Annotated in this window: 12 protein-coding genes; 3 read left to right on the top strand and 9 right to left on the bottom strand. The window is 67.1% G+C overall.

Going from position 1 to position 6,325, the window contains the following annotated elements; all coding sequences use genetic code 11:
- The first annotated feature begins 116 nt into the window (after nt 1–116).
- On the top strand, nt 117–290 hold the full coding sequence (locus tag HUU94_RS09945) for a DUF1674 domain-containing protein (RefSeq protein WP_174274931.1): 174 nt from the start codon (nt 117–119) through the stop codon (nt 288–290).
- A gap of 196 nt (nt 291–486) precedes the next feature.
- Here the strand turns inward: HUU94_RS09945 and HUU94_RS09940 are convergent, their stop codons facing one another.
- The 8 genes from HUU94_RS09940 to HUU94_RS09905 form a co-directional block, all read right to left on the bottom strand.
- Nucleotides 487–894 carry a SufE family protein gene (locus HUU94_RS09940; RefSeq protein WP_174274930.1) on the bottom strand — a complete coding sequence of 136 codons (408 nt, stop codon included), beginning with the start codon at nt 892–894 and terminating at the stop codon, nt 487–489.
- A gap of 65 nt (nt 895–959) precedes the next feature.
- Nucleotides 960–1,196 (bottom strand): hypothetical protein, encoded by a 237-nt coding sequence (locus HUU94_RS09935; RefSeq protein WP_174274929.1) that lies wholly within the window; start codon nt 1,194–1,196, stop codon nt 960–962.
- Nucleotides 1,193–1,501 (bottom strand): hypothetical protein, encoded by a 309-nt coding sequence (locus tag HUU94_RS09930; protein ID WP_174274928.1) that lies wholly within the window; start codon nt 1,499–1,501, stop codon nt 1,193–1,195. Before HUU94_RS09930 ends, HUU94_RS09935 begins: the two co-directional genes overlap by 4 nt.
- A gap of 26 nt (nt 1,502–1,527) precedes the next feature.
- The gene (locus tag HUU94_RS09925; RefSeq protein WP_174274927.1) at nt 1,528–1,785 is read right to left on the bottom strand and encodes a hypothetical protein; all 258 of its coding nucleotides are present in this window, start codon (nt 1,783–1,785) and stop codon (nt 1,528–1,530) included.
- A gap of 33 nt (nt 1,786–1,818) precedes the next feature.
- Complete coding sequence (pspC, locus tag HUU94_RS09920; RefSeq protein ID WP_174274926.1) at nt 1,819–2,202, bottom strand: envelope stress response membrane protein PspC; 384 nt, start codon at nt 2,200–2,202, stop codon at nt 1,819–1,821.
- A gap of 28 nt (nt 2,203–2,230) precedes the next feature.
- Nucleotides 2,231–2,539 carry an envelope stress response membrane protein PspB gene (gene pspB, locus HUU94_RS09915; protein ID WP_174274925.1) on the bottom strand — a complete coding sequence of 103 codons (309 nt, stop codon included), beginning with the start codon at nt 2,537–2,539 and terminating at the stop codon, nt 2,231–2,233.
- A gap of 4 nt (nt 2,540–2,543) precedes the next feature.
- A complete protein-coding gene (pspA, locus tag HUU94_RS09910) occupies nt 2,544–3,224 on the bottom strand; it encodes a phage shock protein PspA (RefSeq protein ID WP_174274924.1) in 681 nt (226 codons plus the stop codon).
- A 119-nt stretch (nt 3,225–3,343) separates the two neighbouring features.
- A complete protein-coding gene (locus HUU94_RS09905) occupies nt 3,344–3,841 on the bottom strand; it encodes a TonB family protein (protein WP_174274923.1) in 498 nt (165 codons plus the stop codon).
- Between the two features lie 182 nt (nt 3,842–4,023).
- Here HUU94_RS09905 and pspF point away from each other — a divergent pair, with 182 nt between their 5' ends.
- Together pspF and HUU94_RS09895 are read left to right on the top strand one after the other, a co-directional pair.
- Nucleotides 4,024–5,055, top strand: a complete 1,032-nt coding sequence (gene pspF / locus HUU94_RS09900; protein WP_174274922.1) for a phage shock protein operon transcriptional activator — start codon at nt 4,024–4,026, stop codon at nt 5,053–5,055.
- A gap of 86 nt (nt 5,056–5,141) precedes the next feature.
- Nucleotides 5,142–5,765, top strand: coding sequence for a superoxide dismutase (locus HUU94_RS09895; protein ID WP_174274921.1), 624 nt, complete (start codon nt 5,142–5,144; stop codon nt 5,763–5,765).
- Between the two features lie 55 nt (nt 5,766–5,820).
- Here HUU94_RS09895 and HUU94_RS09890 read toward each other — a convergent pair.
- The coding region (locus tag HUU94_RS09890; RefSeq protein ID WP_174274920.1) for a tetratricopeptide repeat protein at nt 5,821–6,325 on the bottom strand (505 nt) is incomplete at its 5' end.

Below are 6,325 nucleotides of genomic sequence, written 5' to 3'. Positions count from 1 at the left end.
GCGCGCCGCGACGCCCTCGCCCGGCCCGCGCGCATCGGGCTTGCCTTGTTCCAACTGGGTGCCCATCTCCGCCTCTGTGGCCACGGAAGCGCCACGCCGCAATGGACGAGGCAAGGATGGCCGAGCAACGAGCAGCGCAGACCCCGCCCGGCAAGCTGCCGCCGCCCGCGCATCTTTCCCCGAGCCCCCCCGTCCCCGAACCCGCGCCCGCCGATCCCACCGCCACCGAAACGCTCTCGCCGACGCGCTACGGCGATTGGGAGCGCAAGGGCATCGCGATCGATTTTTGAGTCTTGAGCTTCCGTCATCCCAGCGAGGGCTGGGATCTCGTTCGGAGAAGCGAGCGCTTCATTTAAGGAGATCCCAGCTTTCGCTCGGGTAACAATTACGGTGGGCTTTCGGCTGTCTAGAGCCGTCTGTTCAAGCCGAGACGTCACCCCGGCCTTGAGCCGGGGTGACGAGAATTCAACGTCAACAGTGCGGACCCTAGCTCGCGAGGCGCGCTGCCTCGGCGCGGATCAGCGCAATCATGTTGGGGATGCCCTGCGTTCGGTTCGAGCTTAGCTGCGTCTTGAGGTCGAAGGGCGCGAGCGCGGCTTCGATGTCGGCGGCGAGGATGCCCTGCGGGGTGCGGTCCTGCACCGTCTCCAGCACCAGCGCGATGATCCCCTTGGTAATCGCGGCGTTCGAATCGGCGAGGAAATGCAGGCGGCCGTCGTCGCGCGTGGTCGGATAGACCCACACCGCCGCCGAGCAGCCGCGCACCAGCGTCGCGTCGGTCTTGAGCGCCTCGGGCATCGGCTCCAGCGCGCGGCCGAGGTCGATCAGCAGACGGTAACGGTCGTCGGGTTCGAGAAAGCCATATTCTTCGAGGATTTCGGACAGGTCGGGCATCGGGAGGCGCTAGGATCGGGCGGAGACGGTGTCCACCTTGGGCATGGGAGGAGCCAAGGCGTTGCCTAGAAATCCACACCCGCCGCGATCGCCTCCAGCTTGCGGACGCGCTCCCTGAGATCGGCGAGTTCGATGCGCGCGCCGGAGGTGCCGCTCGGCGGATCGCCCCTGCGAAGCCCGTCGAGCCTCAGCCGCTGGAGCGCCAGCCAGTCGCGCCACGCCTTGAGCGCGACCAGCGCCACCACCACCAGCCCCGCGAGCGCCGCGCCCACGATCATCGCCGAGATTATCGGATCACTCATGGCTTGATCTCCCGCACCGTCTCGCGGTCCTGCCGCAGCGCCTCGATCTCGCGCTCCAGCGCCAAGCCGCGGGTATGATCCGCGTCGGTGACGATCCGCTCCAGCACCTGGATGCGATCCTTGAGCAGGCGTACCTCGCCGCGCAGCGCCTCGGCCTCGCGGTCGTCGCGCCGGTCGTCTCTGGGTGGCCCGACATACATCTCCTCGCGGCCGCGGCCGGTGCGGACGACGCCGTAGCGCGCCTGGATGATGCGGGTGACGCCGAGGATCAATACGATCAGCACCACCATCATCTTGCCGTCCATCGTCTAGCTCCCTGCTTGTCGATATGTCAGTTGATCGGGCGATCGCGCAGCCGCTCGATCTCGTCGCCGAGCGTGGCCGAGCGATCGGTGAGGATGCGTTCGAGCACCGCCACCCGTTGCTTGAGCCGCTCGGTCTCGGCGGCCGATTGGGCGGATTGATCGGCGGTGCGCTCGCTGATCCTGTCGAGCTCACGCTCCTTGAGCGCGAACCAGCGTCTGAACGTGCCCGCGAAGATCGCGGCGATCGGGATCAGCACCCAAATCCAGGTTTCAGGGTGATGCATGGGCAATCCTTCGGTTCAGCGTGCCACGGCGGGTCAGCGCAGCGCTTCGATCTCGTCGGCGAGCCGGCGGTTCTGGCTGGTGACGTGCGTCTCGACGTCGGCGAGGCGGCGGTCGATATCGCGGAAGCTGGCGCGGACGTCGCGGACCGAATGGCCGGGGCGCGCGCGCACCTTCTGCCAGAACTTGCGATCGACGCGATCTTCCTGCGCGAACTCGCGGGGGCGATCGTGGGCGATCAGCCCCAGCGCGAAATAGGCCACCGCGCCGACGCCGCCGGTGGCGAACACCGTCAACAGCACCACGCCGGCGCGGATGAAGGTGACGTCGACGCCGGTATAATCGGCGATTCCGGCGCAGACGCCCATGAACTTGCCGTTGCGCTTGTCGAGGTAGAAGCGGGTGCGACGCGGGGTCATTGTGAACATCCTTTCGATGAAGACGGGGTCAGCGGGTGCGCTGGCGATCGCGGCGCTCGGCAAGATGATCGAAGACATGGTCGTCATCGTGCTCGTCGATCAGCCGTTCGGAGGCAGGGCGGCGGAAATCGGGATTGTCGACCGCGACGATCCGCTCGATCGTCGCCATGCGATCGTCGAGCCGGCGCGCGAGCTCGTGCAGCTCGTCGAGCAGATTCTCGTCCTCGACGCTGAGGCCGCCATTCTTCTTCCACTGCGTGACATAGTGGAAGACCAGCCAGGGCAGGCCGATGAACAGGAAGGCGCAGATGAAGACGGGGATGAGATCGGAGTCCATCGGTTCAGCCCTCCTGGCTCGTGATGCGGCCCTGCGTGCGGGCCTTCAGCGCCTCCAGCTCGGCATCCACCTTTTCGGAGGAGCGCAACTCGGCGATTTCTTCCTCGAGGCTCTTCTCGATGCCGAAGCCGGCGGCGTCGGCGCGGCCCTCGGCGAGGTCGACGCGGCGTTCCAGCACCTCGAAGCGCGAGAAGGCGTCCTCGGTCTTGGGGCCGGCATACATTTCGCGCAGCCGGGTGCGGTTGTTGGCGCTTTCCAGTCGCGTGCTGATCGAATTCTGGCGGGTCCGCGCCTCGCGCAATTTGTTTTGCAGCTTGGCGATGTCGGCCTCGCAGGCGGAGAGCGCCTCGTCGATGCCGTGGATCTCTTCCTGAAGCTGTTCGGCGAGATCCTTCGCCTTCTGCTTCTCGACCAGCGCGGCCTTGGCGAGATCCTCGCGACCCTTCGAGAGCGCGAGCTCGGCCTTTTCCATCCAGCCATCCTGCACCTGGGCGAGCTTGGCGATCTGGCGGCGCATCTCCTTCTGATCGGCGATGTGGCGCGCGGCCGATGCGCGGACCTCGACGAGGGTTTCCTCCATCTCGAGGATGATCATGCGGATCATCTTCGCCGGGTCCTCCGCCCGATCGAGCAGATCGGCCATGTTGGCGGCGATGATGTCGCGCGTGCGGGAGAAGATACCCATTATGAAATGCTCCTTGATTACTCGGGTTACGCTAGACTCTGTTGCACCCCGGGCTTTCCAGCCGCCCCAGGATAGCGCCGGAGCCGGCATCGGGGGAAGAGCCGGCTCCGACATCTCGATCACTTTGCGGCGATCCGGACGCCGTTGTTGACGACGGCCTCGGCAAGCTGCGGGGTCAGCTTGTGCGCGGCGGCATATTCCACGGGCGTGGCGCCATAATAGAGGCGCATCGCGATCGTATGCGGGCTGCCCTGAAGGCCGGCGGGAAAGGCCGGATAGGCGATGTGGCGCGCGACCTTGAGCGCATGCTCGTCATAGGCGGCGTTGCCGCTGGACTGCGCGAGGCGTGCGCCGGCATAGTCGCCGTCGGCAGTAAAGCGGACCGCGACGACCGCCTGCCTGGCATCCGAAGAAAGCGGGCCATCGAACGTCTGCATCCGTGCATCGATCTGGCCTTCGACCTTGCTCTGCCAATCAGCGACGGTGAGCGGCGCATTGGCGATCGTCGCGGCATGAGCGGGGGCGACCGCCGCGGCGATGCAGGCGGTCGAGACGGCGAGCGCGCCGACGGCGGAAACCGCGAGCCGCTGAAAATCGGACTTGTCGAAATTGAACATCATCATTCTCCTGAACCTTGGCTTTTTGACCGGCGCCGATATCGTCCGGCGTCGTGGCATGCTTTGCAGGAGCCGTGCCAAGTCGGGGAAATACCGGAATTCCGGCATTTTCTGCCTGACGCAGCAGATCAGCCGGCGACGAGCTCTTGCCAACAGATAGGAAAATCCGCCAAGTTGCGGGGATGGAGCGCGAGGCGCAATTCATCGGCCAGTCGACGGCCTTTCTCGACGCGGTGGAGCGCGCGAGCCGGGCGGCGGCGCTAAATCGCCCGGTGCTGGTGATCGGCGAGCGCGGGACCGGCAAGGAGCTCGTCGCCGAGCGCCTGCATCGTCTCTCGGGGCGGTGGAGCGGGCCGCTGATCACGCTCAACTGCGCGGCCCTGCCGGAGACATTGATCGAGGCCGAGCTGTTCGGGCATGAGGCGGGCGCCTTCACCGGCGCGACCAAGGCGCGCGCCGGGCGCTTCGAGGAGGCCGACGGCGGCACGCTGTTTCTCGACGAGCTGGCGACGCTGAGCATGGCGGCGCAGGAGCGGCTGCTCCGCGCGGTCGAATATGGCGAGGTGACGCGGATCGGATCGTCGCGCGCGCTGAGGGTCGACGTGCGGATCGTCGCCGCCACCAACGAACATCTCCCCGCGCTCGCCGACAGCGGACGCTTCCGCGCCGACCTGCTCGATCGCCTGTCGTTCGAGGTGATCACGCTGCCGCCGCTCCGCGCGCGCGAAGGCGACATACCCGTGCTCGCCGAGCATTTCGGGCGGCGGATGGCGGCCGAGATCGGCTGGCCGCGCTGGCCGGGGTTCAGCGCGCGCGCCGCCGGGACGCTGGACGACCATCCCTGGCCGGGCAATGTCCGCGAGTTGCGCAACGTCATCGAGCGCGCGGTCTATCGCTGGGACCTGCCCGAACAGCCGATCGACGAGATCGCGTTCGATCCTTTCGCCTCGCCGTGGCGGATCGCTTCGCCGAAGCCCGCGCTCGCGGCACCGCTCCCCCTGCCCGCCCCGCAACCCGCGCCGCAACCGACGATCATGCTCGATTGCGACGATCTCCGCGCCGCCTGCCACGCGCACGAGCGCGCCTTGCTGGAAGCGGCGCTGGCGCGCTGCCGCTTCAACCAGCGCGCCACCGCGACCGCGCTCAGGCTCACCTACGATCAGCTCCGCCACGCGCTTCGCCGCCACGACCTGCTCGAGAAAAGCGCCGGTTAGCGCTAACGACTCGCAACAAGCCTTTGGGGGTGCCCTTGGGCGCGATCGGGCGTTAGCAGGCGCGAGATTAGCGAAGGAGACGCCCCATGGCTTTCGAACTGCCCCCGCTCCCCTACGACAAATCGGCGCTGGAACCGCACATGTCGGCCGAGACGTTCGATTTCCACCACGGCAAGCATCACAAGGCCTATGTCGACAAGACCAACGGCTGGATCGAGGAGAAGGGGCTGCAAGGCCTGTCGCTGCTCCAGGTGATCAAGAAAGCCAAGGACGGCGGCGACAAGGGCCTGTTCAACAACAGCGCGCAGATCTGGAACCACAGCTTCTTCTGGCAATGCCTGGCACCCGCCGGGCAGCAGCCCTCGGGCAAGCTCGCCGGCCTGATCGAGAGCGGCTTCGGCTCGACCGAGGCGCTGCTCAAGAAGATGGCCGAGGAAGCGGTGGGCCATTTCGCCAGCGGCTGGGCTTGGCTGGTGCTGGAGGGCGATGCGCTCAAGGTCACGTCGTACCACGATGCCGATACGCCGGTGGTGTATGACGGGGTCAAGCCGCTGTTGACGCTCGACGTCTGGGAACATGCTTATTACATCGACTATCGCAACGCCCGGCCCAAGTTCGCCGAGACCGTGCTCGGCAATATCGTCAACTGGGATTTCGTCGCGCAGAATCTCGATGGCGAGGGCGCCGCGCGCGCCGATCAGCAGCAATAAGGCATCTTGCCCGTCACCCCAGCGAAAGCTGGTATGACGGACCAGGATATAATGATCAGCGATTGGCGGCGAGGGCCTGCGCGGCGGCCTTGCCCGCCGGATCGCCGGGCGCGAGTTCGACCGCGCGGGCCCAGGCGATCCGCGCGGCATCGATGACGCCCCTAGCGGCGGCGACGTTCCCCGCTTCCAGCGCGACCTCGGCATCGTCGGGCGCGAGCCGCGCCGCCTCGCCGACGTCCTTTTCCGCACGATCGAGATCATCGTCGCGCCTCGCCAGCGTGGCCGACAGCAGCCAGCCGAACGGATCGGCGGGAACGAGCTTGAGCCCGGCATCGAGGCTGATGCGCGCATCCTTGAGATCGTTGAGGGCAAACTCGGCGCGCGCGCGATCGAACCATGCCTCGCCGCGCATGGCCGGCGACAATGCGGGCGAGGCGAGCGCGCGATCGAGATCGGTATGCGCGCGCGCCGCATCGTCGGCGGCGAGCGCGGCATTGCCCGCGAGGCTCCACAGCATCCCCGCGCGGCCGTCGCGCTGTTGCTCGGCGCCACCCGCGGCC

It is taken from the genome of Sphingomonas bacterium, assembly GCF_903644055.1.
GTDB lineage: Bacteria > Pseudomonadota > Alphaproteobacteria > Sphingomonadales > Sphingomonadaceae > Sphingomonas_I.
The sequence above is the reverse complement of the archived record's forward strand: the minus strand, read 5'-3'. Positions and strand labels throughout refer to the sequence as shown.

Excerpts from the sequence above, each read along its gene's own strand:
- HUU94_RS09945 (WP_174274931.1), top strand. The coding sequence starts at position 117 with ATGGCCGAGCAACGAGCAGCGCAGACCCCGCCCGGCAAGCTGCCGCCG.
- HUU94_RS09940 (WP_174274930.1), bottom strand. The coding sequence starts at position 894 with ATGCCCGACCTGTCCGAAATCCTCGAAGAATATGGCTTTCTCGAACCC.
- HUU94_RS09935 (WP_174274929.1), bottom strand. The coding sequence starts at position 1,196 with ATGAGTGATCCGATAATCTCGGCGATGATCGTGGGCGCGGCGCTCGCG.
- HUU94_RS09930 (WP_174274928.1), bottom strand. The coding sequence starts at position 1,501 with ATGGACGGCAAGATGATGGTGGTGCTGATCGTATTGATCCTCGGCGTC.
- HUU94_RS09925 (WP_174274927.1), bottom strand. The coding sequence starts at position 1,785 with ATGCATCACCCTGAAACCTGGATTTGGGTGCTGATCCCGATCGCCGCG.
- pspC (WP_174274926.1), bottom strand. The coding sequence starts at position 2,202 with ATGACCCCGCGTCGCACCCGCTTCTACCTCGACAAGCGCAACGGCAAG.
- pspB (WP_174274925.1), bottom strand. The coding sequence starts at position 2,539 with ATGGACTCCGATCTCATCCCCGTCTTCATCTGCGCCTTCCTGTTCATC.
- pspA (WP_174274924.1), bottom strand. The coding sequence starts at position 3,224 with ATGGGTATCTTCTCCCGCACGCGCGACATCATCGCCGCCAACATGGCC.
- HUU94_RS09905 (WP_174274923.1), bottom strand. The coding sequence starts at position 3,841 with ATGTTCAATTTCGACAAGTCCGATTTTCAGCGGCTCGCGGTTTCCGCC.
- pspF (WP_174274922.1), top strand. The coding sequence starts at position 4,024 with ATGGAGCGCGAGGCGCAATTCATCGGCCAGTCGACGGCCTTTCTCGAC.
- HUU94_RS09895 (WP_174274921.1), top strand. The coding sequence starts at position 5,142 with ATGGCTTTCGAACTGCCCCCGCTCCCCTACGACAAATCGGCGCTGGAA.